This is a genomic window from Streptomyces sp. MA5143a (assembly GCF_900290235.1).
In the GTDB taxonomy this organism is placed as follows: Bacteria; Actinomycetota; Actinomycetes; order Streptomycetales; family Streptomycetaceae; genus Streptomyces.
Genome location: NZ_OLMK01000026.1, coordinates 71,374 through 94,674 on the forward strand (window position 1 = coordinate 71,374; position 23,301 = coordinate 94,674).

Annotated in this window: 19 protein-coding genes and 1 pseudogene; 8 read left to right on the top strand and 12 right to left on the bottom strand. The window is 70.8% G+C overall.

The genetic code is table 11. The features are described 5' to 3' along the window. Positions 1-210: 210 nt before the first annotated feature. Entirely contained in the window at positions 211-1,113 is a 903-nt protein-coding gene (locus SMA5143A_RS12125) for a D-alanyl-D-alanine carboxypeptidase family protein (RefSeq protein ID WP_107462965.1), read from the top strand. A 197-nt stretch (positions 1,114-1,310) separates the two neighbouring features. Then, positions 1,311-2,356: pseudogene (locus SMA5143A_RS12130) on the top strand (BRO-N domain-containing protein). A 107-nt stretch (positions 2,357-2,463) separates the two neighbouring features. Here the strand turns inward: SMA5143A_RS12130 and SMA5143A_RS12135 are convergent. From SMA5143A_RS12135 to SMA5143A_RS12150, 4 genes are all read right to left on the bottom strand, one after another. Continuing rightward, the gene (locus SMA5143A_RS12135) at positions 2,464-3,906 is read right to left on the bottom strand and encodes a dihydrolipoamide acetyltransferase family protein (protein WP_107462966.1); all 1,443 of its coding nucleotides are present in this window, start codon (positions 3,904-3,906) and stop codon (positions 2,464-2,466) included. An 11-nt stretch (positions 3,907-3,917) separates the two neighbouring features. Continuing rightward, entirely contained in the window at positions 3,918-4,931 is a 1,014-nt protein-coding gene (locus SMA5143A_RS12140; protein WP_107462967.1) for an alpha-ketoacid dehydrogenase subunit beta, read from the bottom strand. A gap of 2 nt (positions 4,932-4,933) precedes the next feature. Further along, positions 4,934-6,157, bottom strand: a complete 1,224-nt coding sequence (pdhA, locus tag SMA5143A_RS12145) for a pyruvate dehydrogenase (acetyl-transferring) E1 component subunit alpha (protein ID WP_107462968.1) — start codon at positions 6,155-6,157, stop codon at positions 4,934-4,936. A gap of 440 nt (positions 6,158-6,597) precedes the next feature. Then, positions 6,598-8,163, bottom strand: coding sequence for a protein kinase domain-containing protein (locus SMA5143A_RS12150; protein WP_107462969.1), 1,566 nt, complete (start codon positions 8,161-8,163; stop codon positions 6,598-6,600). A 390-nt stretch (positions 8,164-8,553) separates the two neighbouring features. Between SMA5143A_RS12150 and SMA5143A_RS12155 the strand changes: the two genes are divergently transcribed. Next, positions 8,554-10,200, top strand: a complete 1,647-nt coding sequence (locus SMA5143A_RS12155) for a protein kinase domain-containing protein (RefSeq protein WP_107462970.1) — start codon at positions 8,554-8,556, stop codon at positions 10,198-10,200. A gap of 104 nt (positions 10,201-10,304) precedes the next feature. Here SMA5143A_RS12155 and SMA5143A_RS12160 read toward each other — a convergent pair whose 3' ends face one another. Further along, positions 10,305-10,847, bottom strand: a complete 543-nt coding sequence (locus SMA5143A_RS12160; RefSeq protein WP_055511741.1) for a bacterial proteasome activator family protein — start codon at positions 10,845-10,847, stop codon at positions 10,305-10,307. A 312-nt stretch (positions 10,848-11,159) separates the two neighbouring features. Here SMA5143A_RS12160 and SMA5143A_RS12165 point away from each other — a divergent pair, with 312 nt between their 5' ends. Further along, the gene (locus SMA5143A_RS12165; RefSeq protein WP_258193486.1) at positions 11,160-11,564 is read left to right on the top strand and encodes a hypothetical protein; all 405 of its coding nucleotides are present in this window, start codon (positions 11,160-11,162) and stop codon (positions 11,562-11,564) included. Positions 11,565-11,800: 236 nt separating this feature from the next. Here SMA5143A_RS12165 and SMA5143A_RS12170 read toward each other — a convergent pair whose 3' ends face one another. Beyond that, positions 11,801-12,781, bottom strand: coding sequence for an NAD(P)H-quinone oxidoreductase (locus SMA5143A_RS12170; RefSeq protein ID WP_107462971.1), 981 nt, complete (start codon positions 12,779-12,781; stop codon positions 11,801-11,803). On the opposite strand from SMA5143A_RS12170, the gene SMA5143A_RS42560 reads away from it, so the two are divergent. The 3 genes from SMA5143A_RS42560 to SMA5143A_RS12180 all read left to right on the top strand — a co-directional run bounded on the left by SMA5143A_RS42560 (position 12,780) and on the right by SMA5143A_RS12180 (position 14,934). Continuing rightward, positions 12,780-12,995 (top strand): hypothetical protein, encoded by a 216-nt coding sequence (locus tag SMA5143A_RS42560; protein ID WP_146193899.1) that lies wholly within the window; start codon positions 12,780-12,782, stop codon positions 12,993-12,995. The genes SMA5143A_RS12170 and SMA5143A_RS42560 overlap by 2 nt on opposite strands. Positions 12,996-13,066: 71 nt before the next feature. Next, positions 13,067-14,089, top strand: coding sequence for an ATP-binding cassette domain-containing protein (locus SMA5143A_RS12175; protein WP_107462972.1), 1,023 nt, complete (start codon positions 13,067-13,069; stop codon positions 14,087-14,089). After that, entirely contained in the window at positions 14,086-14,934 is an 849-nt protein-coding gene (locus tag SMA5143A_RS12180; protein WP_107462973.1) for an ABC transporter permease, read from the top strand. Before SMA5143A_RS12175 ends, SMA5143A_RS12180 begins: the two co-directional genes overlap by 4 nt. A gap of 60 nt (positions 14,935-14,994) precedes the next feature. Here SMA5143A_RS12180 and SMA5143A_RS12185 read toward each other — a convergent pair whose 3' ends face one another. From SMA5143A_RS12185 to pdhA (SMA5143A_RS12210), 6 genes are all read right to left on the bottom strand, one after another. Further along, entirely contained in the window at positions 14,995-16,086 is a 1,092-nt protein-coding gene (locus SMA5143A_RS12185) for a potassium channel family protein (protein ID WP_107462974.1), read from the bottom strand. 111 nt (positions 16,087-16,197) lie between these two features. Then, on the bottom strand, positions 16,198-17,559 hold the full coding sequence (locus SMA5143A_RS12190; RefSeq protein WP_107462975.1) for a molybdopterin molybdotransferase MoeA: 1,362 nt from the start codon (positions 17,557-17,559) through the stop codon (positions 16,198-16,200). After that, positions 17,556-18,620 (bottom strand): DUF6457 domain-containing protein, encoded by a 1,065-nt coding sequence (locus SMA5143A_RS12195; protein WP_107462976.1) that lies wholly within the window; start codon positions 18,618-18,620, stop codon positions 17,556-17,558. The genes SMA5143A_RS12190 and SMA5143A_RS12195 overlap by 4 nt, the downstream gene beginning before the upstream one ends. A gap of 248 nt (positions 18,621-18,868) precedes the next feature. Next, on the bottom strand, positions 18,869-20,422 hold the full coding sequence (locus SMA5143A_RS12200) for a dihydrolipoamide acetyltransferase family protein (RefSeq protein ID WP_107462977.1): 1,554 nt from the start codon (positions 20,420-20,422) through the stop codon (positions 18,869-18,871). Next, positions 20,422-21,426 carry an alpha-ketoacid dehydrogenase subunit beta gene (locus SMA5143A_RS12205; protein ID WP_107462978.1) on the bottom strand — a complete coding sequence of 335 codons (1,005 nt, stop codon included), beginning with the start codon at positions 21,424-21,426 and terminating at the stop codon, positions 20,422-20,424. The genes SMA5143A_RS12200 and SMA5143A_RS12205 overlap by 1 nt, the downstream gene beginning before the upstream one ends. Continuing rightward, positions 21,426-22,559: a pyruvate dehydrogenase (acetyl-transferring) E1 component subunit alpha gene (gene pdhA / locus SMA5143A_RS12210; protein WP_107462979.1), complete on the bottom strand. Its 1,134-nt coding sequence runs from the start codon at positions 22,557-22,559 to the stop codon at positions 21,426-21,428. The genes SMA5143A_RS12205 and pdhA (SMA5143A_RS12210) overlap by 1 nt, the downstream gene beginning before the upstream one ends. Before the next feature lie 189 nt (positions 22,560-22,748). On the opposite strand from pdhA (SMA5143A_RS12210), the gene SMA5143A_RS12215 reads away from it, so the two are divergent. Then, on the top strand, positions 22,749-23,234 hold the full coding sequence (locus tag SMA5143A_RS12215; RefSeq protein ID WP_055542543.1) for an Lrp/AsnC family transcriptional regulator: 486 nt from the start codon (positions 22,749-22,751) through the stop codon (positions 23,232-23,234). Positions 23,235-23,301: the final 67 nt, after the last annotated feature.

Sequence of the window (23,301 nt, forward strand, 5' to 3'; positions counted from 1 at the left end):
TCGTCCACGATCCGGGATGATCCCCCTTCGAAATCCATCCTCACCCCCTCGGCGAGGTGTGAGATGGACCTGAATTGACCCCCGCGCCACCCGCAGCACAACCTTTTGTGCTACTCACTTGTCACACGAGAAGCGGCCCTTCTGTGCCTGCCGAACCGGCTCCCAACCGGCCGCGCTCCTCAGACATTTGACACAATCGGGGTACTTGACTTGATTACCGCCATAAAGGGTCCGCGTGTCCGCAGAGCCGCTGCCGTAGTCGTCACCACCGGCGCGCTCGTCGCGACCGGCGTTCTCGGCTCCGCTCCGGCGCAGGCCGCTCCCGCGAAGCCCACGATCACCGCCGCGGGCGGTTACGTGATGAACAGCGGTACCGGAAAGAGCCTGTACACCAAGGCCGCCGACACGAAGCGTTCCACCGGCTCCACCACGAAGATCATGACCGCGCTGGTCGTGCTCAGCCAGTCGAACCTGAACCTCGACAGCAAGGTGACGGTCCAGAAGGCGTACAGCGACTACATCGTCGCCAACAACTACGCCTCCAACGCCAAGCTGATCGTGGGCGACAAGGTCAGCGTCCGCCAGCTGCTCTACGGGCTGATGCTGCCGTCCGGCTGCGACGCCGCCTACGCCCTCGCCGACAAGTACGGCACCGGCTCGACCCGTTCGGCCCGCGTGAAGTCGTTCATCTCCAAGATGAACAGCAAGGCCAAGAGCCTCGGCCTGACGAACACGCACTTCGACTCCTTCGACGGCATCGGCCACGGCGCCAACTACTCGACGCCGCGCGACCTGACGAAGCTCGCCCGGGCCGCGATGAAGAACTCCACGTTCAAGTCGGTCGTGAAGACAAAGTCGTACACAGCCAAGACGATCACGAAGTCCGGCGCGACCCGCACGATGGCGCCGTGGACCAACACCAACCCGCTGCTGGGCACCTACAGCGGCACGATCGGCGTGAAGACCGGTTCCGGTCCGGAGGCCAAGTACTGCCTGGTCTTCGCCGCCACCCGCAACGGCAAGACGATCATCGGCACGGTTCTCGCGTCCTCGACGATCGACAACCGCGCGGTCGACGCCAAGAAGCTGCTGAACTACGGCTTCGCCGTCTGAGCCGTCTGAACCCGAAAGCCGCCCTTCGGGCCGCTCTTCGGACTGCCGAAGGGGGCCACCGCGCGACAGCGGTGGCCCCCTTCGCCGTTCCCGCCGCAGGCCGATTCCGCGATCTTCGCTCGCGATAGTGAACATCACCCATTCAGCTGGCATATTCGATTTCCTCCGCCCTACGTTCCGCAGCGGAGGTGGTTCACATGATCGAACCCAGCAAGCACCAACCCGACCCCCGGACGCAGCGCGACGCCATCGACGCCGGCGACTTCGTGTACGCGGCCACGGGAGCCCGCGTCCGCCGACTGACCATGCCGGACGGGACGCATTGGTTTCCGGCGGTGGATGTGTGCAAGCAACTAGGGCATACAAGCCCGAGCAAAGCAGTCGCCGACCATGTACCGGAAGATCATCGAGCGACCCTCGAGACCGTCAGCCAGGCTTACGGTCTCAGCATTCCCGCAGGTAGAGAGTGGCGCCGAGATCTGATTCTCATCGACATCGGGGGCCTTCTTCTTCTGGTCACCGCCTGTACGAAGCCCACAGCCGCTGCCTTCAAACAGTGGGCCATCCAAGTGATCGAAGCCGTACAGCGGCAAGGCTCCTACATGTTGGACGAGGCCGAGGTCCAGCCCGCCGACCCCGGCGCCCCCATCGCCTACGCCATGCCCGAGCAGATCGCCGACGCCATCGTCCGGCTGGAGGAACGCAACCTCCAGGCCGACGGCAACTGGCGGTCGCCCAGCAGAAGTCACTCGCGCTGCAACAGCAAATGGTCGACACACAGCAGACGAAGCTGGAGACACAGCAACAGATGGTGGGCACCCAGCAACAGACGCTGGAGACGCAGCAGCAGATGGTCGAGATGCAGCGCGTCGGCCTCGTCGCCCAGCAAGCCATGGCCCAGGCCATGGAGCGCATCGCCAATCGGCTCGACGCCCTCTCCGTCGAACACCCGGCCCCCTCCGGCTCCGCCTTCGAGACGCACCCCACCACCGAGTCCGTGCTGGCCGACTGGCGGGAGCGGCTGTCGGTGACGGCGGACGTCTGGACCGTGGCCGTCGTGATCGCCCCTGTGCTCGTCGAGGAGGGTGAACTGCGTCAACCGTTGGAGGCGATCGCCGCCCGTACGGGGCTGTCCGTGCAGCGCGTCAACGACTGCCTGCGGCTGCTGCGCAAGCACGCCTGCATCCGGCCCATGGGCGCGACGGAGGACGGCGCCCCGGTGTACGTGCTCAACCAGGGCTGAGCCACAGCGCTGACGCGGCCCGAGCGGCGCCAAGGACGAAGGGGCCGGTCGCAAGACGAATTTGCGACCGGCCCCTTCACCGTGAGCCTATCCGGCACAGGGCGGTGTCACGCCCAGGTGATCAGCCTTTTCGGCTGTTCCAGGATCGCGGCGACGTCCGCGAGGACCTTGGACCCCAGCTCCCCGTCCACCAGCCGGTGGTCGAAGCTGAGCGCCAGGGTCGTCACCTGACGCGGCTTGACCTTGCCCTTGTGGACCCACGGCTGCGGCTTGATCGCGCCGACGGCGAGGATCGCCGACTCACCGGGGTTCAGGATGGGCGTGCCGGTGTCGATGCCGAAGACACCGACGTTGGTGATGGTGACCGTGCCGCCCTGCATGGCGGCCGGGGAGGTGCGGCCCTCCTTCGCCGTGGAGACCAGCTCGCCCAGGGACTCGGCGAGCTGCGGCAGCGTCTTCGCGTGCGCGTCCTTGATGTTCGGCACGATCAGACCGCGCGGCGTGGCGGCCGCGATACCCAGGTTCACGTAGTGCTTGACGACGATCTCCTGGGCCGCCTCGTCCCAGGAGGCGTTGATGTCCGGGTTGCGCTTGATCGCGACCAGCAGGGCCTTGGCGATCAGAAGGAGCGGGTTCACCCGCAGCCCCTGCATGTCCTTGTCCTGCTTGAGCTCCTCGACCAGCTTCACCGTGCGCGTCACGTCGACCGTGACGAACTCCGTGACATGCGGGGCGGTGAACGCCGAGCCGACCATCGCGGCGGCCGTCGCCTTGCGGACGCCCTTGACGGGGACACGGGTCTCGCGGGCGCCGCCGTACGACACCACCGGTGCCGGAGCGGCGGCGGGGGCCGCGTCCGCTGCGGGCGCCGCCGTGGCGGGCTCGGGGGCCTTCGGCGGGGCCACCGCCGCGTGGACGTCCTCGCGGGTGATGATGCCGTCCGGGCCGGACGGGGTGACCGTCGTCAGGTCGACGCCGAGGTCCTTGGCCAGCTTGCGCACCGGCGGCTTCGCCAGCGGGCGCGGCGCGGTGGCGCCGAGCGCGCCATGGCCGTTCAGCTCGCCCTGGACGGACTGGAGGGCGGTGGCGCCGTACAGGGTGTCCTCGACGGGCGCCACGACGGGCGGGACGCCCTTGCGGGGGCGCCGCTTCGTGGACGACTCGGCGACGCCGTAGCCGACGAGGACCGGCTTGCGGCCCTCCGGCTTGGCCGGGGCGGGCTCCGCCGACGGCGGCTCGGCGGCGGGCTTCGCGGGCGCCGCCTCCTCGACCGGCGCGGGGGCGGCGCCGCCCGACACGTCCACCGCGATGATGGACGTGCCGACGTCGACGGTGGTGCCCTCGGGGAAGTGCAGGGACCGTACGACGCCGTCGTACGGGATGGGAAGTTCGACGGCGGCCTTGGCCGTCTCGACCTCGCAGACGATCTGGCCGTCGGTGACGGTGTCACCGGGCTGGACGTACCACTTGAGGATCTCGGCCTCGGTGAGTCCCTCGCCCACGTCGGGCATCTTGAACTCGCGCAGAGACGTGTCTGTCATCGTCGTCACGGACCTCTCCCTCAGTACGCCAGCGAGCGGTCGACGGCGTCGAGCACCCGGTCCAGACCCGGCAGGTACTCCTCCTCGAGACGCGCCGGCGGATACGGGGCGTGGTACCCACCGACCCGGAGGACGGGGGCCTCCAGGTGGTAGAAGCACCGCTCGGTGATGCGGGCGGCGATCTCGGCGCCCGAGCCGAAGAAGACCGGGGCCTCGTGGACCACGATCAGCCGGCGGGTCCGCTCCACGGACGCCTGGATCGTGTCGAAGTCCAGGGGGGACACCGACCGCAGGTCCAACACCTCCAGGGACTTGCCCTCCTCGGCGGCCGCGTCGGCGACCTCCTGGCAGAGTTTCACCATGGGGCCGTACGCGGCGAGGGTGAGGTCCGTGCCCTCACGGACCACGCGGGCCTTGTGCAGGGGACCGGGGATCGCGTCCGGGTTGACCTCGGCCTTGTCCCAGTAGCGGCGCTTCGGCTCGAAGAAGATCACCGGGTCGTCGCTCTGGATGGCCTGCTGCATCATCCAGTAGGCGTCCGACGCGTTCGACGGCGAGACCACCTTCAGGCCCGCCACGTGCGCGAACAGCGACTCCGGGGACTCCGAGTGGTGCTCGACGGCGCCGATGCCGCCGCCGTAGGGGATGCGGACGACGACCGGCAGCTTGACCTTGCCCAGCGAGCGGGCGTGCATCTTGGCGAGCTGGGTGACGATCTGGTCGTACGCGGGGAAGACGAAGCCGTCGAACTGGATCTCGACCACCGGCCGGTAGCCGCGCAGGGCGAGGCCGATGGCCGTGCCGACGATGCCCGACTCGGCGAGCGGGGTGTCGATGACCCGGTCCTCGCCGAAGTCCTTCTGGAGGCCGTCCGTCACCCGGAACACGCCGCCGAGCTTGCCGACGTCCTCGCCCATGACGAGGACCTTCGGGTCGGCTTCGAGGGCCTTGCGCAGCGATTCGTTGATCGCCTTGGCCAGCGCCATGTTCTTCGGCGCCGAGATCGACGACGATGTCGCGGTCTGCGTGGTCATCGCTACTTGCCCTCCTCTACGTCCACGTCGGCGAACGACGCCTGGTACGCGGCGAACTGCGCGCGCTCCTCGTCCACCAGCGCGTGCCCGTCCGCGTACACGTTCTCGAAGATGGCGAAGTGGTCGGGGTCCGGCATGGCACGCACCACTTCGCGCACTCGCCTTCCCAACGCCTCGCTCTCCGTTTCGAGTTCCGCGAAGAATCCCTCGTTCGTGTCGGTTTCGGACTCGAGGTAGCTGCGCAGGCGCGCGATCGGGTCCTTCGCCTCCCAGGCCACCCGCTCGTCGTCGTGGCGGTAGCGGGTCGGGTCGTCGGAGGTGGTGTGGGCGCCCATGCGGTAGGTGTACGCCTCGACCAGGGTGGGGCCCTCGCCCCGGCGGGCGCGCTCCAGCGCCCACTTGGTGACCGCGAGGCAGCCGAGGACGTCGTTGCCGTCGACGCGGACGCCCGGGAAGCCGAAGCCCTGGGCGCGCTGGTACAGCGGGACGCGGGTCTGCTTCTCGGTGGGCTCGGAGATCGCCCACTGGTTGTTCTGGCAGAAGAACACGACGGGGGCGTTGTAGACCGCGGAGAAGGTGAACGCCTCGGCGACGTCGCCCTGGCTGGAGGCGCCGTCACCGAAGTAGGCGATGACCGCCGAGTCGGCGCCGTCCTTGGCGATGCCCATCGCGTAGCCCGTGGCGTGCAGCGTCTGGGAGCCGATGACGATCGTGTAGAGGTGGAAGTTGTTGCCGCTCGGGTCCCAGCCGCCGTTGTTCACGCCGCGGAACATGCCGAGCAGGTTGGTCGGGTCGACGCCGCGGCACCAGGCGACGCCGTGCTCGCGGTAGGTCGGGAAGACGTAGTCGTCCTCGCGGGTGGCGCGGCCGGAGCCGATCTGGGCGGCCTCCTGGCCGAGCAGCGACGCCCACAGGCCCAGCTCGCCCTGGCGCTGCAGGGAGGTGGCCTCGGCGTCGAAACGACGGGTCAGCACCATGTCGCGGTACAGGCCGCGCAGCTCGTCGTCGGTGATGTCGGCGACGAACGGGTCGTACTCCGCGTTCTTGACGCGCTTGCCCTCGGGCGTCAGCAGCTGGACGAGCTCGGGCTCGGCCCCGCCGGTCGTCTTCTTCGCAGTGGCGCGCCTGGTGCCGGTGGTGCCGGCCGCCTTGCTGCCGGTGCTGCCGGTCTTGCCTGCGGCGCTGCGTCGCGTCGTCTTGCGCGCGGCAGTGCTCTCCACGGTCACGTGTGCTCCTCCGTCGGTCCGGCCCCCGGGATTGCCGGTAGACCAGTGCGGCTCGCCTGATCCCGGAACCCGTGCACGGGGTGGGTGCCCTTGGCCGGGAACAGACGTGACAGGTGCCCCGGCGAGCGCCCTGCACGAGGCACGTTACCCAGTGCTCCACATTCCTGTGAAACCCCTACTGACCTGCGATTTTCCTTGGATTTCCAAGTATTTCGGTACTAGGGGATCCAAGTAAGTCGCGTCGGTGGGGGAACACCTGCTGGTCACAGCACTGGTTACAGCCCGGCAGGGGGCCGGAACACGGGCACGTTATCCCGGCCACCCCGGCCACGGGAAGACTTCACTTTGGAGGGCCGTTAGGGGTGGGTCGCCCCTCCCCGTACGAACCCCGTACGAAACCCCCAAACGGAAGAGGCCCCCGTGAAGGGGGCCTCGATCCGTCACTCCTCGTCACCGCCGGTGACACCGCTCGTCAGACCGCCGGCGTCGGCGCCGCCGCTCTCCTCGTCCGGCGGCGGGCTGTCCGAGGGCTCCGGCTCCTGTGAAGTCGTCGGCTCCTCCTCCGAGGGCTCCTCGCTCGTCGGCTCCTCGGCAGGCTCGCTCTGCGTGGGCTTCTCACTGAAGCTCGGTGTCCGCGGGACCGGGGGCGTGTAGTTCTGGTTGTTCCCCGAGTCGGTATTGCCGCCCGAGTCGTCCTGGCTCTCCTCGGCGCTCGGCGTCTCGTCGTCGTTCTTGTCCTTGCTGGACGAGGAGGCCGACGGCGACTTGGTGACCTCGTTGCCGTTGCCGGTCTTGTCGCCGTTGCCGTTCAGCGCCAGGGCGACGCCCGCCGCGATGGCGATCACCGCGAGGACCGCGAGGATCCACAGCTTGCCGCGGCCGCTGCCCCGGTTGCCGCCGCCCTCGAAGCCGCCGTCGTCGCGGCCGCCGTAGCCGGGGAGGATCGGCTGCGGGATCTGTGAGGTGCCCTCGCCGGGGTGGGGCATGACGGTCGTCCCGGCCATACCGCCCGGCGGGGTGTGCCGGCCCTCGTGCAGGGTGACGGGCCCGGTGTTCCAGGTGCCGGTGTGGCTGCCCTGGTCGTACAGCATCTCCAGGCCGTACTGGACGAGGCCGCGCATCTCCTCGGCCGTCTGGAAGCGGTCGTCGGGCTCCTTGGCGAGGGAGCGCATGACGAGGCCGTCGAGCTCCGGCGGCGCCGCCGGGGCGACCTCGGACGGCGGGACCGGGATGTCCTGCACATGCTGGTAGACCACCGACAGCGGGGTCTCACCGACGAAGGGCGGACGCAGCGCCAGCAGTTCATAGAGCAGGCAGCCCGTCGCGTACAGGTCGGAGCGGTGGTCGACGGCCTTGCCGAGCGCCTGCTCCGGCGACAGGTACTGGGGCGTGCCCATGACCATGCCGGTCTGCGTCATCGTGGTGGACGCGCCGTGCAGGGCGCGCGCGATGCCGAAGTCCATCACCTTCACCGCGCCGTTGGTGGTGATGATGACGTTGGCCGGCTTGATGTCACGGTGCACGATGCCGTGCTGGTGGGAGTAGGCGAGCGCCTCGAGTACACCCGAGACGATGATCAGCGCCTGCTCGGGGCCGGGTGCCTCGGCGTTGAGCAGCAGGTCACGGATGGTGCGGCCCTCGACCAGCTCCATGACGATGTACGGCACGGGAGTGCCGTTCACGATGTCCTCGCCGGAGTCGTAGACCGCCACGATGGAGTGGTGGTTGAGGCCGGCCACGGACTGCGCCTCACGCGTGAAGCGGGCCTTGGAGATGGGGTCCTCGGCGAGGTCCGAGCGCAGCAGTTTGACCGCGACGGTACGACCGAGGCGCACGTCCTCGGCCGCGAACACCTCGGCCATGCCGCCCCGGCCGAGTCTGTGCGTCAGCCGGTAACGACCGTCGCCGACAAGCCCGCCGTTGCCCCACTGCTCCGGCGCATCTGACATTCCGCCGCCAGTCGCCTCGGGGTCGGACGGGCCCTGAGAGCGCTGCTGCTGTGCCATCAGTCCTCGCCGTCGTTTCTGCCCGCGGTCCGCGCGGTTCTTGTTACGGTCTCCGTCGGCCACGCTACAGCCTTCCCGCAAGGGGCCGGTCCGACTTCGATGCGCGACCGGCAACGAGGGGGCTCGCGACGGATTCAAGGTGGATTCAGGGATTGACCGGCCATGAAACCCGCCCCGCGCGCACTCGTGCAAGTTCTGTGTACCGGGCGTACGCCCCCTGTAACGCTTCCGCGACGCTTCTTTCGCGTACGGTCACGGAACGGGCACCGCGCTTGACGTGTCAGTGCCCTGGGGCAGACTTGGCCGGGAATAGCACAAAGGATCACCGGGATCACCGATCGCGGACGCCCGCCGAGGGGCTCCGCGCGCGCCGATGGGGGACGCAGGAAGATGAGCCAGGACGCCGCACAAGGCCGGTACGCGGGGCGTTCGCTCGCCGGCGGCCGCTATCAGCTGCGTGACCTGCTCGGTGAGGGCGGCATGGCATCCGTCCACCTCGCGTACGACTCCGTGCTCGACCGACAGGTCGCTATCAAGACACTTCACACCGAGCTCGGCCGCGAGCAGGCCTTCCGCGAGCGCTTCCGCCGCGAGGCGCAGGCCGTGGCGAAGCTCACCCACACGAACATCGTCTCGGTCTTCGACACCGGCGAGGACGACCTCGACGGCCTGACGACGCCGTACATCGTCATGGAGTACATCGAGGGCAGGCCGCTGGGCTCGGTCCTCGACGCGGACATCCAGCAGCAGGGCGCGATGCCCGCCGACAAGGCGCTGAAGATCACCGCGGATGTGCTGGCGGCCCTGGAGATCAGCCACGAGATGGGCCTGGTCCACCGGGACATCAAGCCGGGCAACGTGATGATGACCAAGCGCGGTGTCGTCAAGGTCATGGACTTCGGCATCGCCCGCGCCATGCAGTCCGGTGTCACGTCGATGACGCAGACCGGCATGGTCGTCGGCACCCCGCAGTACCTCTCGCCCGAGCAGGCCCTCGGCCGCGGTGTCGACGCCCGCTCCGACCTGTACTCGGTCGGCATCATGCTGTTCCAGCTGACGACCGGGCGGCTGCCGTTCGAGGCGGACTCGCCGCTGGCCATCGCGTACGCCCACGTCCAGGAGGAGCCGGTCGCTCCCTCCTCGATCAACCGTTCGCTGCCGCCGGCCGTGGACGCCCTCGTCGCCCGCGCGCTGAAGAAGAACCCGAACGAGCGGTTCCCGAGCGCCGAGGCCATGCGGGACGAGTGCCTGCGGGTCGCCGCCTCCCTCCAGCCCGTCGCGCCGAGCATCGTGCCGGGCGCCCAGACGTCGAACGGCGCCGGGGTGTCGTCGGCGGTCTTCCCGCCCATCGACCAGACGGGCGCGCCGCAGTCGGGCAGTGTCCAGACGCCGTACCAGCCGCCGTCGACGGGCGGATACGGCCCCCCGACGCCCGCGCCGGCCCCCGCCCCGTCGTACGGCTACCCGCAGCAGGGCGGGTACCAGCCGCCGCCCCAGACCTCCGCGTACGCGCCGCAGCAGGGCGCGGCCACGCCTCCGCCGTACAACATCACGCCGCAGCAGTCCTCCCTGTCGGCCGGGCACTCCGGGGGCGGCAAGAGCAACAAGGGTGTCGTCATCGGCGCGATCGTCGTCTCGCTCGTCGCGATCGGTGGTCTGATCGCGGCCCTCTCGCTGAACGGCAAGGACGACGAGGGCGGCGACAGCGGCGCCAAGGCGTCCTCCTCGCCGACCGTGGTGGAGGGACACAAGGGCCCCGACACGTCGAAGGTCGTCGAGACCACCGAGTGCACGGAGCCGGTCGAGTCCTACAACGACCCCGAGAAGGTCGAACTCCCGGACTTCACCTTCAAGAACATCGACTCGGTGAAGAAGTGCCTCCAGGCCGCGGGCTGGGAGTACGACACCAAGGACGTCGACGAGAACACGTACGGCGAGGGCACCGTCATGGAGCAGTACCCCTCGGCGAACGAGGACGTCGACCCCAAGCAGATGCCGACGATCGTCCTCAAGGTCTCCACGGGCAACCCGGCCTGACACCGGCCGCCCACCGACGGGGGAAGGGCCCGGCACTCCATGTGCCGGGCCCTTCCCGTGCCTACGGTGGGGGGTGTCGCGGGGCCGCGCGGGTCGTGGAGACCTTAGAGGTACGGGCCGCCCGAGCGGCCGAGGGTGCGGGGGTCGTCGTCCCCCTCGTGGCCGCCGACGCCGGGGGGCAGGGCGCGCCGCATCTGCTCCAACTGGGCCCGGGCCGCCATCTGCTGGGCGAACAGCGTGGTCTGGATCCCGTGGAAGAGGCCTTCGAGCCAGCCGACCAACTGGGCCTGCGCGATCCGCAGTTCCGCGTCGCTGGGAATCGCCTCGTCGGTGAAGGGCAGGGAGAGCCGTTCGAGCTCCTCGACCAGCTCGGGTGCCAGCCCGTCCTCCAGCTCCTTGACGGAGCTGGCGTGGATCTCCTTCAGCCGGGCCCGGCTCGCCTCGTCGAGGGGTGCCACCCGCACCTCCTCCAGCAGCTGCTTGATCATGCTGCCGATGCGCATGACCTTCGCGGGCTGTTCCACCATCTCCGTCACGGGAACCTCGCGGGAGTCCTCGTCTCCGCCACCGCCCACCGCCATTCCGTCCTGGCCCACGACCAGGATCTGGGGCTGTTCGGGCGATCGTTCGTTCCTCGGCATCTCCATGCCGCCATTCTCTCGCACGCCTGCACCTCACCGACGTGGTGCCCCCGACACAGCGTGATCCACCGTTCACGTAGGAGGTCCGGACGTTCCGGGGGCGGGACGACGGCACGCCTGGTGGCTCTTGAGCGCGGGTGGGGACGCTGGGGCTCCGGGGCCGTCGGGGGTCGATGGCTCGGGGCTCCGGGGTGGCGGCTTGCCGCTCTCGCGCGTGGTCGCCGCCGGTCATCGGCCGGATGAGGCCGAGATGCCGGGGTGTGGGGCGCGTGTGACGCTGAGTTCGTGGTTCCTCGACTCAGGCTCTGTTCGTCGCACGTGACGGGACTGGTCCTCGTCACGGGACTCCTCATGGTCCCGGTGGCGGGCACGGTGCCGTCCGTCCACGCGCCCGTCGAGCCCGCCCCCGGCTCCTCCTGGGCCGGCAGCCGCGCGGGAGAGGGCCGGGAGCGCCCAGGACGCCCGGACGCGGGGCTCATGGACCCGGAGGACCTCTACGAAGCCTCCACGGAGCCGACCGCGGCCCCGGACGACCCTGCGGGCACCGCGACGCCCGAGCCGTCGCAGAACGCCGCGCTGCCCCCCGCCTCACCCGCCGGCCGAGCGGGCGCCGAAGCCGCCGAGGGACCCGTGCTGGAGGCCCTCGCCCTGGGCGGCGGCCTCATGCTGATGGGCGTCGGCCTGGGCCTGGCCTTCGTGGGCCTGCGGATCCGGAAGGGCTGAGGGGGCGGGGCCGGCCGTTCCGCCGCGACGGCCGCCGACCTGCGCCGCCGGTCCGCGCCCCGCCCCGCCCTTCGCCGCCGCTCGGCCCGCGTGCGGCCTGGGCGGTGGCGTCGACAACGGCCTCCGTACGGCTCGTCGTACAGCGTTCGAGTGACTTGTACGGTCACTCGTACGGGCCATACGCCCGGAGCCGCCCGCCGACGCGGCGGAGCCGCCGGCGGGCACGAGGGGGACGGCTACGGCACCACCAGCAGCACCTTGCCGACGTGGCCGCTCTCCTCCAGGACCCGGTGGGCCGTGGCCGCGTCGTGCATCGGGATCTCCTGGTCGACGACGGGGACCACCCGACCACCGGCGACCAGCGGCCACACGTGCTCGCGTACGGCGGCGACGATGGCCGTCTTCTCCTCCAGGGGCCGGGCACGCAGCGAGGTCGCGCTGATGGCGGCCCGCTTGGCGAGGAGCGCCCCGATGTTCAGCTCGCCCTTGACGCCGCCCTGCATGCCGATGATGGCGAGACGGCCGTTGACGGCGAGGAGCCGGACATTGCGGTCGAGGTACTTCGCCCCCATGTTGTCGAGGATGACGTCGGCCCCCTTGCCGTCGGTGGCCTTGCGGACCTCCTCGACGAAGTCCTGCTCGCGGTAGTTGATCAGGATGTCGGCGCCGAGCTCGGCGCACCGGCGGAGCTTCTCCTCGGTGCCCGCGGTGACGGCGACCTTCGCGCCGACCGCCTTCGCCAGCTGGATGGCCATCGTGCCGATGCCGCTGGAGCCGCCGTGGACGAGGAGGGTCTCGCCCGGACGGAGGTGGGCGATCATGAAGACGTTCGACCAGACCGTGCAGACCACCTCGGGCAGCGCGGCCGCCCGGTTGAGGTCGAGGCCGGAGGGGACGGGCAGCAGCTGGCCGGCCGGGACGGCGACCTTCTCCGCGTAGCCGCCACCCGAGAGCAGCGCGCACACCTCGTCGCCGACGCTCCATCCGGACACGCCGGACCCGACCGCCGCGATACGTCCGGAGCACTCCAGGCCGGGGTAGGGGGAGGCGCCCGGTGGGGGGTCGTAGAAGCCCTGCCGCTGGAGCAGATCGGCGCGGTTCACCGCGCTCGCCGCCACCTCGACGAGCACTTCGCCCTCGCCGGGCTCGGGGTCGGGGACCTCGTCCCACACCAGGGCCTCGGGTCCACCGGGTTCGGGAATCGTGATCGCATGCATGGGGGGACGCTACTCCTCGTCCCTCCGCCACTCCCAGCGTGCCCGGGGTCCGTACGCGACCAGCGACCACGCCGGTCATGCCCTCGACCTCGCCCGGCGCACCCTCGCCACCGCCGAGGCCCCAGCCGAGTCCGGCGCCGCGACGGCGGAAATTGGGGTGCGTTCGATCCCCGTCGGCGGGACCGTGGAGAAATCACGCCCGCACGGCCGATGAGTTCCGGCAGAACCGGCGGTCTCCCCTTGCGTAGCCCCGGACACGGGCCAGTACGCGGAAGGACCTCAGACATGAGCGCACAGACATCCGGCCTCGCGATCGAGACCGCGGGTCTGGTGAAGACGTTCGGCGAGACCCGGGCCGTCGACGGCGTCGACCTCGCCGTGCCGGCCGGCACGGTCTACGGCGTCCTCGGCCCGAACGGCGCCGGCAAGACCACCACGGTGAAGATGCTCGCCACCCTGCTGCGACCCGACGGCGGCGAGGCCCATGTCTTCGGTCATGACGTCGTCCGCGAGGCCGACGAGGTACGCGGCAGGGTGAGTCTGACGGGGCAGTACGCCTCCGTGGACGAGGACCTGACCGGCACCGAGAACCTGGTGCTGCTGGGCCGTCTCCTCGGCCACGACAAACGGGCGGCGCGGCTCCGCTCCGAGCAGCTGCTGGAGGCCTTCGGGCTGAGCGAGGCCGCCGGGAAACAGGTCAAGCACTACTCGGGCGGCATGCGGCGCCGGATCGACATCGCCGCATCCATCCTGAACACCCCGGATCTACTGTTCCTCGACGAGCCGACGACCGGTCTCGACCCGCGCAGCCGCAACCAGGTGTGGGACATCGTGCGCGCGGTGGTCGCCCAGGGCACGACGGTGCTGCTGACCACGCAGTATCTGGACGAGGCGGACCAACTGGCGTCCCGGATCGCCGTGATCGACCGCGGCAAGGTGATCGCGGAGGGCACGAAGGGCGAGCTGAAGGCGTCCGTGGGGGCCGGTTCGGTCCATCTGCGGCTGCGGGACGCCGTCCAGCGTCCACAGGCCGAGGAGATCCTGCGTCTCGCGCTCGACGCCGAGGTACAGCGGGAGCCGGATCCGGTGGCGCTGACGGCGCGCGTGGGCGGCGGGTCCGCCAACGGCCAGGGTGCCGCCGAGGCCGCGGCCCGCGCCCTCGCAGAGCTGGCCCGCGTCGGCGTCGTCGTCGACAACTTCTCGCTGGGGCAGCCCAGCCTGGACGAGGTGTTCCTCGCCCTCACCGGACACGACACCAAGGCCCACGACTCCCGACACGTCGAGAAGAAGGACGAGGCGGCGGCATGAGCACCGCGACCAGCACCGACAGCAAGGAACTCGCCCCCGTCAGCGCCGAGTCGCTCGCCGCGCTGCTCATCACCAGGGAACGCCCACCGCGGCCCAGCGCGCTGTCGGCGTCGCTGACCTTCGGCTGGCGGGCCATCCTCAAGATCAAGCACGTCCCGGAGCAGCTGTTCGACGTCACCGCCTTCCCGATCATGATGGTGCTGATGTACACGTACCTCTTCGGTGGTGCCCTGGCCGGCTCCCCGAAGGAGTACATCCAGTTCCTGCTGCCGGGCATCCTGGTGATGTCGGTCGTGATGATCACGATGTACACCGGTGTCTCGGTCAACACGGACATCGAGAAGGGTGTCTTCGACCGGTTCCGCTCGCTGCCGATCTGGCGGCCGTCGACGATGGTCGGCTATCTGCTGGGCGACGCCCTGCGGTACGCCATCGCCTCCGTGGTGATGCTCACCGTCGGCCTGATCCTCGGCTACCGGCCGGACGGCGGCGTCGTGGGCGTGGTCGCCGGGGTCGCGCTGCTCATCGTCTTCTCGTTCGCGTTCTCGTGGATCTGGACGATGTTCGGGCTGATGCTGCGCACCGAGAAGTCGGTGATGGGCGTCAGCATGATGGTGATCTTCCCGTTGACCTTCCTGTCCAACGTCTTCGTCGACCCGAGCACCATGCCGGGATGGCTCCAGGCGTTCGTCAACAACAGCCCGATCACCCATCTCGCCTCGGCGGTGCGCGAGCTGATGGCGGGTGAGTGGCCCGCGGCCGAGGTCGCCTGGTCGCTCGGCTGGTCCGCCCTGTTCGTGCTCGTCTTCGGGCCGATCACGATGCGGCTGTACAACCGCAAGTAGCGGTCACACGACGAGGGCGCCCCCGGACATCACATCTCCGGGGGCGCCCTCGTGGTGTGGCTACGGCAGGTGCTTGGTCTCGGGAGTGATTTTGGTGCTCGGTGTGGCCCGGATGATCGTGATGAGGCGGTCCGTCAGCTGGAGTTCGCCGATGGACGGGTCGTCGTAGCCGAGCACCCGGTGGCCGCGCAGCACACTGACGACCAGGTCCTCCGTCTCCCGTACCTTCCGCCCCACCTCGGCCTTTATGACGGGCCGTTCGACGATGTCGAGGCCGCTGCCCTGCTGGATGAGGTCCTCCATGACCATGCCGGCGGCGGGACTGAGCACCGAGAGACCGAGGAGCCGTCCGGCCGCGCTGGCACTGGTGATGACGACATCGGCCCCGGACTGCTTCAGCAGCGGCGCGTTCTCCTCCTCCCGGACGGCGGCCACGATCTTCGCGCCACGGTTCATCTGGCGCGCGGTCAGGGTGACCAGCACGGCGGTGTCGTCCCGGGCTGTGGAGATGATGATCTGCCGCGCCTTCTGCGCCTCGGCCCGCAGCAGCACATCGCTCCGGGTCGCGTCCCCCACGATGCCCGCGTATCCGTCGGCCGTCGCCGCCTCGATCACCTTGGAGCTGGGGTCCACGACGATGACCTGCTCCTTCTTCAGTCCCGTCGCGCAGACGGTCTGGATCGCCGACCGCCCCTTGGTCCCGAAGCCGACGACAACGGTGTGCTCCCTCAAGGCCGCCCTCCAGCGGTTCAGTCGCCATTCCTCGCGCGTGCGCTCCGTGAGGACCTCCAGCGTGGTGCCGACCAGGATGATCAGGAACAGCACGCGCAACGGTGTGATCACGAAGATGTTGGTGAGCCGGGCGGCGTCACTGACCGGGGTGATATCGCCGTATCCGGTGGTCGAGAGGGTGACGGTGGCGTAGTAGAACGCGTCCAGCAGGTCGACGCGGCCGTCCGAGTTGTCGTTGTAGCCCTCGTGATCGGCGTAGACGATGAACGCCGTCGCGACCAGGACGAGCAACGCCATCGCCAGCCGCTTGCCGACCTGGTGGCTGGGGCGCTCGACCTCCCTCTTCGGCAGCTTCACCGGATGCGTCACATGACGCTCGTCCGCCGTGCGGGCGATCACGTCATAACCCGGCAGTTTCACGTGAAACACTCCCCGCTTCCCCGTACATCCCCTGGCTTCACTACGCCTTCATGTGCCCTTTGTTTCACGTGAAACCCCCACGCCCGCAAGCCGGTTGGGCCCCGGGATGTTTCACGTGAAACACACCTGGATCCCCGCGGTCGCCCAGGGCAGGTCGAGCAGTTCCAGCTCCTGACCGGGACGGGCACCGCCGGGTGGGACGACGGCAAGGGCATCGGCGGTGGCGATGCCGCGGAGCATAGCGGGACCGTTGTAGTGCAGCGGTACGGCGTCGTCACCGCGCAGGGCGACCGGGATGAGCCGGGTGTCGTACGGGTGCCCGTGCACCGCCTCCCTCAGGGGCATCCCGTATCGCTCGGGCGCGGCCCGCCCCGCCAGGGTCCGCAGAAGGGGCTCGGCGAGTGTGAACAGCCCCGAGACAGCGGCCAAGGGGTTGCCCGGCAAGCCCACGAGATGCTGCTTCCCCTTGGTGCGGGCCAGCAGCATGGGGTGGCCAGGGCGCACCTTGACGCCGTCGACGAGGAGTTCGGCACCGATGCGCCGCAGCGTGGGGTGCACATGGTCGACGGGCCCGGCGGCGGTACCGCCCGTGGTGACGATCAGGTCGGCGGAGGAGGACCGTACGGCCTCGTACAGAGTGTCGGCGGCATCGCCGAGTCGGCGTACGGCGGTGACCTCGGCGCCGAGCGCCCGGAGCCAGGACGGCAGCATCGGGCCGAGCGCGTCACGGATCAGGCCCTCGCGCGGAAGTCCCTCGGTGAGCAATTCGTCCCCCAGGACGAGCAGTTCCACGTGGGGGCGCGGCAGCACGGTCAGGGTGTCGTACCCGGCGGCCGCGGCGAGGCCGAGGGCGGCGGGGGTGAGCAGTGTGCCGAGCGGCAGCAGTTGGTCGCCGCTGCGGCACTCCTGGCCCCGGGGGCGGATGTCCTGACCGTGCGCCAGGTCCTGGGTGGCGTGCAGTCGGCCCTGCTCGTCGGTGCGGCCGTGTTCACTGCGCAGGACGGCGGTGGTGTCGAGCGGGATGCGTGCGCCGGTGGCGATCCGGACCGCCTCGCCGTCGGTGAGCCGCTCGGGCTCGGCGTGCCCCGCCAGCACACCGTCCTCCCGGACGGCCCAGGGGCCGGGCCCCGCGACCGCCCAGCCGTCCATCGCGGACGTGTCGAAGGACGGCAGGTCGGTGAGGGCGGTGAGAGGGGCGGCCAGCACCAGACCGAGGGCGTCCTCGACGGTCACGGAAAGCGGGGAGCGGCGTCCGCAGGAACGGGCGGCACGCTCGGCGACGGCGCGGGCCTCGGGCCAGGGGGTGGCCCGGTGGTGGGCGTCCTTCTTCACCCCGTGCGCGGTGGGAGGGCCGTCGGCCGGGGTGCCGTCGGCGGGGCGGGGTGCGCGCGGCCCTCGGACAGGCCTGTCGTTGGCCACGGCCAGCGCCTCCTCCACATCCACGTCGAGCCCCTCGGCGTCCTGGGCGGTCATCCGGCGTCCGGGGCGGATCCGGGGGCGTCGGACGCCGTGTCCGAGGAGCCGGGCTTGGCGCCCGAGGAACCGGGCTTGGCGTCGGACCCGTCGGCGCCGGTCTCGTCGGCCCAGCCGAGAGCGAGGGCCGTGGCCTTGCGGGCGGCCTCAGCGACCGCTTCCGGGCCTCCCCCGGCTTTCGCGGCCGCGTAGCCGACGAGGAAGGTGGTCAGCGGGGCCGCGGGCCTGGCCACGTTGTGGGCGGCGTCACGGGCGAGGTCGAGCAGTTCTCGGGTGTCGACGTCGAGGTCGATGCCCAGCTCGTCCTTGACTGCGGAAATCCATTCATCCAACACGTGGCCATGCTCCCTGATCCGTGCGCGGGCGGCGGCGATGTCGTCCCAGGTGTCGCAGTCGAACGACGCGACCGGGTCGGTGATACGGGTGAGGCGGAGCGCCCCGACCAGCCGCCGCAGGGGCAGCCCGGCCGTCCCTGCGTGCTCGACACCGAGCCGCGCCAGCTCCCGGCGCAGTGCGTCGGCCCGGTACGCGGCCACGAGGGGCTGATCGCGGCCGCCGGGGTCGGTGACGAGGACACCGTCGGTGGGGGCCTGAGCGGGGGCGGGCGGGGAGCCACCGGGGGCTCCGGTGGGCGGGGGCGTGCCATCGGTGCCCTCGATGACGTCCGGCGCCGCCCCCCGCGGCGCCACGGCGCTGCCGCGAAGGGTGTCGAGCAACCTCCGTACCGTCTCCTCGGCGAGGAAGGGCAGGTCGGCGGAGAGGACGACGACATATGGGGCGGTGGTGCGGCGGAGCCCGGCGTCCAGCGCGGCGACGGGGCCACCACCGGGGGGTTCCTCGCGGGCCCACAGCACCGGACGGGCGGTTGACCGGGGGTCGGCGACGACGACGGTCGTCCGGGCCCCCGCGCAGGCGGCCAGCACCCGGTCGAGCAGGGCCCGCCCGCCGACGCGCACCCCGGGCTTGTCCGCGCCGCCGAGCCGCCGGGCGGCACCCCCGGCGAGCACGACGGCGTCGTACACCTCGGTACCGGGGCCGTCCGGCGGCTCGTACGCGGTCATCCCCCGAGTATGGGGGCCCCGGCGATCACAGGGAACGCGGGGACGCGGGGGACCCCGGTGATGCCGGGGAAACGTGAAGTGAGGCCGGGGGAGGCCAGGTGATGCCCGGGGACTCCGGTCGATCATGGTGGCCCGCGAAAGTCGGCACCGTAAGACCCGCAGACCCGTGGGACGACGGCGAAGGCCGCCGACGCCGGAGGCGGGGTCGGCGGCCTTCGACCGGGCGATCTACCGGGCGACGTACGAGGTCAGAGCGTGCGCAACAGCACCGCCGGCTGTTCGACGCAGTCCGCGACGTAGCGCAGGAAGCCGCCCGCCGTGCCGCCGTCGCACACCCGGTGGTCGAAGGTGAGCGAGAGCTGCACGACCTGCCGTACCGCCAGCTCGCCCTGGTGGACCCAGGGCTTCGGGACGATACGGCCGACGCCGAGCATGGCCGCCTCGGGGTGGTTGATGATCGGCGTGGAGCCGTCGACGCCGAACACGCCGTAGTTGTTCAGCGTGAAGGTGCCGCCGGTGAGCTGGGCGGGGGTGAGCGTCCCGGTCCGAGCGGCCTCGGTGAGCCGGGCGAACTCCGCGCTGAGCGACTCCGCGTCCCTCACGTGGGCGTCCCGCACCACGGGCACGACGAGCCCTCGTTCGGTCTGCGCGGCGAACCCGAGGTGCACCTGGTCGAGGCGCACGATCTCGCGGGCCTCCATGTCGACCGTCGAGTTGAGCTCCGGGAAACGGGCCAGCGCGGCGATGCAGATCCGGGCGAGCAGCGCGAGGAGGGAGATCTTCGGGCCACCGGCCGCGTTCATGGCCGCGCGGGCGTTCATCAGTTCCGTCGCGTCGGCGTCCACCCAGCAGGTGGCCTCCGGGATCTCGCGCCGGCTCCGGGAGAGCTTGTCGGCGACCGCACCGCGCACACCCCGCAGCGGAACACGGGCGCCGGCGGGGCTCTCCGCCCGCGCGGGCATCGCGACGGGCACCCCGGCGGACACCGGGACAGGCTGCGCGACGGCCGTGGGGGCGGCCGGTGACGTCGTGGCACCGGCGGTTCCGGCCCGCAGGGCCTGCTCCACATCGGCCCGCAGGATCAGTCCGTCAGGGCCCGAGCCATGCAGTTTCCGCAGGTCCAGCCCGTTCTCACGGGCGAGACGGCGGACGAGGGGGGAGATCACGGGCACAGGGCCGTCGCCACGCACCGGGTCGGACGCGAGCTGGGTGGCGTCGGCGAGCGCCCTTTCGGCGACCACCGCGGTCACCCCACCGTTCACCACACCACCGGAGGCCCCCGCCGAAGCCGTCGGAGCCGCCGAAGCCGTCGCAGGGGTCGATGCCGTCGCAGGGGTCGATGCCGTCGGAGCCACCGGAGCCGTCCGATCCACCGGAGTCGTCGAAGCCGGCGGACTCACGGGAGACGTCGGCCTGACCCTCCTGCGGCGCTTCGGCGCCTCCGAAGTGCCGTATCCCACCAGCACGTTCCCGGAGCCCTCGGCCTTCCCCGCGGAGTCCGACCCCCGCACGGCACCCGCGGTGCCCGAGGACCCCGTGGACCCGCCGGCGACGGGTGCTCCCACCGCCACCGTCAACAGCGGCGCCCCGACGGGAAGTTCCGTGCCCTCCTCGCCGAAACGGGCGGTGACGACACCGCCGTAGGGGCACGGCACCTCGACCATCGCCTTGGCCGTCTCGACCTCGACGACGGGCTGGTCGATGGCGACGACGTCGCCGACCTGGACCAGCCAGCGGACGATCTCCGCCTCGGTGAGCCCCTCACCGAGGTCGGGCAGCTTGAACTCCAGGACCTGTGCCATCAGTTCTCCGCCTCCCACTGCAGACGCCCGACCGCGTCGAGGATCCGGTCGACGCCGGGCAGGTGGTGCCGCTCCAGCATCGGCGGCGGGTACGGGATGTCGAACCCGGCGACGCGCAGCACGGGCGCCTCCAGGTGGTGGAAGCAGCGCTCGGTGACCCGGGCCGCGATCTCGCCGCCCGGCCCGCCGAAACCGCCGGACTCATGGACGACGACGGCCCGCCCGGTGCGCCGTACGGACGCGGTGACCGTCTCGTCGTCGAAGGGCACCAGCGAGCGCAGGTCGACGACTTCGAGGTCCCAGCCCTCGGCCGTGGCGGCCTCGGCGGCCTCCATGCAGACGGGCACGGACGGACCGTAGGTGATGAGCGTGGCGCTGCGGCCCGCACGGCGCACGACGGCACGGCCGATCGGCTCCACGGCCTGCGGTTCCTCGGGGTTCCAGGAGTCCTTCGACCAGTACAGGCGCTTGGGCTCCAGGAAGACGACGGGGTCGTCGGAGGCGATGGCGGCGCGCAGCAGCCCGTAGGCGTCGGCGACGGTGGCGGGGGTGACGACATGGAGACCCGGAGTCGCGATGTAGTAGGCCTCGGAGGAGTCGCTGTGGTGCTCGACGCCGCCGATGCCGCCGCCGTAGGGGACCCGGATCGTGATCGGCAGCGGCATGGCGCCGCGGGTGCGGTTGCGCATGCGGGCGACATGGCTGATTAGCTGCTCGAACGCCGGGTAGGCGAACGCGTCGAACTGCATCTCGACGACCGGCCGGAGCCCGTACATCGCCATGCCGACGGCCGTGCCGAGGATGCCCGCCTCGGCGAGCGGGGTGTCCGTGACCCGGTCCTCGCCGAACTCCTTCGCGAGTCCGTCGGTGACCCGGAAGACCCCGCCGAGAGTGCCGACGTCCTCGCCCATGACGTGCACCGTCGGGTCGGCGGTCATGGCGTCCCTCAGGGCCCGGGTGAGCGCCTGCGCCATGGTGGCGGGCTTGAGAGCGACGGTGGTCATCAGTGCGCCCCTTCTTCTTCCGCCGCCAGCTCGGCCCGCAGCAGGGCCTCCTGCTCGCGCAGTTGGGGAGTGGGATCGGCGTACACATGGGCGAAGAGGTCCATGGGGTCGAGCACGGGGTCCTGGTTCATGCGCTCGCGCAGATCGGCGGCCATCGTCTCGGCGGCGTCGCGGGCGGCCTGGATGCCGGCCTCGTCGATGAGGTCGCGTTCGGTCAGCTCGCGCTCCAGGAGCGTGATCGGGTCGTGCGCGCGCCAGGTCTCCACCTCGGCGTCGCCGCGGTAGCGGGTCGCGTCGTCGGCGTTGGTGTGGGCGTCGATGCGGTACGTCACCGCCTCGACCAGGGTGGGGCCGCCGCCCGCACGGGCGCGGGCCACGGCCTCGGCGAGCACCTGGTGCACGGCGGCCGCGTCGTTGCCGTCGACCAGGCGGCCCGGCATGCCGTAGCCGACGGCCTTGTGGGCGAGGGACGGGGCGGCGGTCTGCTTCTCCAGCGGCACGGAGATCGCGAAGCCGTTGTTCTGGACGAGGAAGACGACCGGGGCCTGCCAGACGGCGGCGAAGTTGAGCGCCTCGTGGAAGTCGCCCTCGCTGGTGCCGCCGTCGCCGACCAGGGCGAGCGCGACCACGTCGTCGCCCTTGAGGCGAGCGGCGTGCGCGAGGCCCACGGCGTGCGGGAGCTGGGTGGCGAGCGGGGTGCACAGGGGCGCGACGCGGTGCTCGTGCGGGTCGTAGCCGGTGTGCCAGTCACCGCGCAGCAGCGTGAGCGCCTGCACGGGGTCGAGACCACGGGCGACGGCGGCGAGCGTGTCGCGATAGCTCGGGAAGAGCCAGTCGCGCTCCTCGAGGACGAGCGCGGCGGCGACCTCGCAGGCCTCCTGGCCGGTGCTGGACGGGTACACCGCGAGCCTGCCCTGCTTGGTCAGGGCCGTGGCCTGCGTGTTGTACCGCCGGCCCCGCACCAACTCCGCGTGGAGGCGGCGCAGCAGTGCGGGGTCGACGTCAGCCGCCGAGTCGGTACCGAGCACGCGGTACGGACGCTCGTCGGGCAGCAGGGGCGCGGGGTCGGTGCGGGGCTGCCAGGCGGGGGGCGGTGTCGGATGGTACGCACCCCGCTGCTCCATGACCGTCATACGGCACCTCCTCGTGGGAGTGGCTCAGGGACGCGGCACGGTTGTGACACGTCTCACCTACCGATTGTTCGGTCGATGACGCATTTTGGCTACAGGCACCCCGAGGCTGTGGACAAACGGTTCTGCACAGCCTCAAATGAACGCAACACGTCCATGGCAGAGAGGCGGGGGCACATGGCACCTGAACAAATGGCCGAGCCGCCGGAGCACGGCCCGGCCCTGCCGCCCCCCAGACCGCTGGACGCCATAGATCAGGACATCCTGCGCATGCTCCAGGCCGACGGCCGCGCGTCGATACGGTCCGTCGCCGAGCGGGTCCATGTGTCCCGGGCCAACGCCTACGCCCGTATCAACCGCCTCATCGAGGACGGCGTGATCCGCGGTTTCGGGGCGCGCGTGAACCACGAACGCGCCGGAAAGGGCACGTCCGCCTACATCACGCTGAAGATCGTGCAGAACTCCTGGCGCACCGTCCGCGAACAACTGCGCCAACTCCCCGGCGCCGCCCACATCGCCCTGGTGGGCGGCGACTTCGACGTCCTGCTCCTGGTGCACACGGCGGACAACAGAGCCCTGCGCGAGGTCGTCCTCACCAAGATCCAGGGCATCCCGGAGGTCCTGAGCACCCGCACACTGCTGGTCTTCGAGGAGGAGCACGTCGAGCCGGAGGGGTGACCGGCACACACCGGCCGGAACCGGAACGGCTGGCCGATACCCGGCGGTGGGAATCGGACGACGGGTG

Coding starts and splice junctions, on each gene's coding strand:
- SMA5143A_RS12140 (WP_107462967.1), bottom strand. CDS start 4,931: ATGACCACGCAGACCGCGACATCGTCGTCGATCTCGGCGCCGAAGAAC.
- SMA5143A_RS12150 (WP_107462969.1), bottom strand. CDS start 8,163: ATGGCACAGCAGCAGCGCTCTCAGGGCCCGTCCGACCCCGAGGCGACT.
- SMA5143A_RS12155 (WP_107462970.1), top strand. CDS start 8,554: ATGAGCCAGGACGCCGCACAAGGCCGGTACGCGGGGCGTTCGCTCGCC.
- SMA5143A_RS12160 (WP_055511741.1), bottom strand. CDS start 10,847: ATGGAGATGCCGAGGAACGAACGATCGCCCGAACAGCCCCAGATCCTG.
- SMA5143A_RS42560 (WP_146193899.1), top strand. CDS start 12,780: ATGGGGGGACGCTACTCCTCGTCCCTCCGCCACTCCCAGCGTGCCCGG.
- SMA5143A_RS12170 (WP_107462971.1), bottom strand. CDS start 12,781: ATGCATGCGATCACGATTCCCGAACCCGGTGGACCCGAGGCCCTGGTG.
- SMA5143A_RS12175 (WP_107462972.1), top strand. CDS start 13,067: ATGAGCGCACAGACATCCGGCCTCGCGATCGAGACCGCGGGTCTGGTG.
- SMA5143A_RS12180 (WP_107462973.1), top strand. CDS start 14,086: ATGAGCACCGCGACCAGCACCGACAGCAAGGAACTCGCCCCCGTCAGC.
- SMA5143A_RS12190 (WP_107462975.1), bottom strand. CDS start 17,559: ATGACCGCCCAGGACGCCGAGGGGCTCGACGTGGATGTGGAGGAGGCG.
- SMA5143A_RS12195 (WP_107462976.1), bottom strand. CDS start 18,620: ATGACCGCGTACGAGCCGCCGGACGGCCCCGGTACCGAGGTGTACGAC.
- SMA5143A_RS12200 (WP_107462977.1), bottom strand. CDS start 20,422: ATGGCACAGGTCCTGGAGTTCAAGCTGCCCGACCTCGGTGAGGGGCTC.
- SMA5143A_RS12205 (WP_107462978.1), bottom strand. CDS start 21,426: ATGACCACCGTCGCTCTCAAGCCCGCCACCATGGCGCAGGCGCTCACC.
- pdhA (WP_107462979.1), bottom strand. CDS start 22,559: ATGACGGTCATGGAGCAGCGGGGTGCGTACCATCCGACACCGCCCCCC.
- SMA5143A_RS12215 (WP_055542543.1), top strand. CDS start 22,749: ATGGCCGAGCCGCCGGAGCACGGCCCGGCCCTGCCGCCCCCCAGACCG.